The organism is Mesorhizobium sp. M7A.F.Ca.CA.001.10.2.1 (assembly GCF_003998575.1).
Taxonomy (GTDB): Bacteria; Pseudomonadota; Alphaproteobacteria; order Rhizobiales; family Rhizobiaceae; genus Mesorhizobium.
Map to the genome: position 1 here is coordinate 1 of NZ_RZQY01001098.1, position 1,102 is coordinate 1,102.

A 1,102-nucleotide genomic window follows, 5' to 3' on the forward strand; every position below is an offset into this window, starting at 1 on the left:
CTCGCCAGCCTATCCACTGTTCCGCAACACCGAATCCTTCCGCATCCGTCTCGAATCCGCCTATAGTGCTGCCATGCCCATCCGCCAGCTTTCCGAAACGATGATCAACCAGATCGCCGCCGGCGAAGTCATCGAGCGTCCGGCGAGCGTCGTCAAGGAACTGGTTGAGAATGCGCTCGATGCCGGCGCTTCGCGCGTCGAGATCGTCACAGCCGGCGGCGGGCTGAACCTGATCCGCGTCACCGATGACGGCTCCGGCATTCCCGAACGGGAGCTGGCGCTGGCGATCGCACGTCATTGCACCTCCAAGCTCACCGAGGATATCAACGACATCCGCTCGCTGGGCTTCCGCGGCGAAGCGCTGCCGTCGATCGGCTCGGTGTCGCGACTGTCGATCCGCTCGCGCACGGCAGCAAGTGACAGCGCCGCCGAGATCGGCATCGAGGGTGGCCGCGTTCTGCCTGTCAGGCCGGCGGCGGCCAATCGCGGCACCACGATCGAGGTGCGCGACCTGTTCTTCGCAACGCCGGCCCGGTTAAAGTTCATGAAGGGCGAACGCGCCGAAAGCTCGGCCACCAGCGATGTGGTCAAGCGCATCGCCATCGCCTTCCCCGCCGTGCGCTTCACGCTGGCCGGCTCGGACCGCTCGACGCTGGAATTGCCGGCGGCGGATGACAGCGCGGAAGGCAGCCTGCGCCGTGTCGCCCAGGTGATGGGCACCGACTTTCCCGACAATTCGATTGCCGTCGATGCGATGCGCGAAGGCGTGCATCTGACCGGCCACGTGTCGATCCCGTCCTTCACCCGCGCCAACGCGCTGCAGCAATATGCGTATGTGAACGGCCGCCCGGTGCGCGACAAGCTGATCGCCGGCGCCATACGCGGTGCCTATGCCGACGTCCTGCCGCGTGACCGCCATGCGGTGACGGTGCTGTTCCTGACGCTCGACCCGGCCATCGTCGACGTCAATGTCCATCCAGCCAAGGCCGATGTGCGCTTCCGCGATCCCGGCCTTGTGCGCGGATTGATCGTCGGTGCAATTCGACAGGCACTGGCCGATGCCGGCGTCCGCGCCGCCACCACGGGTGCCGCCGGCATGATG

At 66.4% G+C, this 1,102-nt stretch carries 1 protein-coding gene; it reads left to right on the forward strand.

Annotation, left to right across the window (positions count from 1 at the left end):
• Positions 1 to 73: 73 nt before the first annotated feature.
• Positions 74 to 1,102: DNA mismatch repair endonuclease MutL (gene mutL / locus EN964_RS35390; protein ID WP_127277506.1), on the forward strand; the 1,029-nt coding region annotated here is incomplete at its 3' end.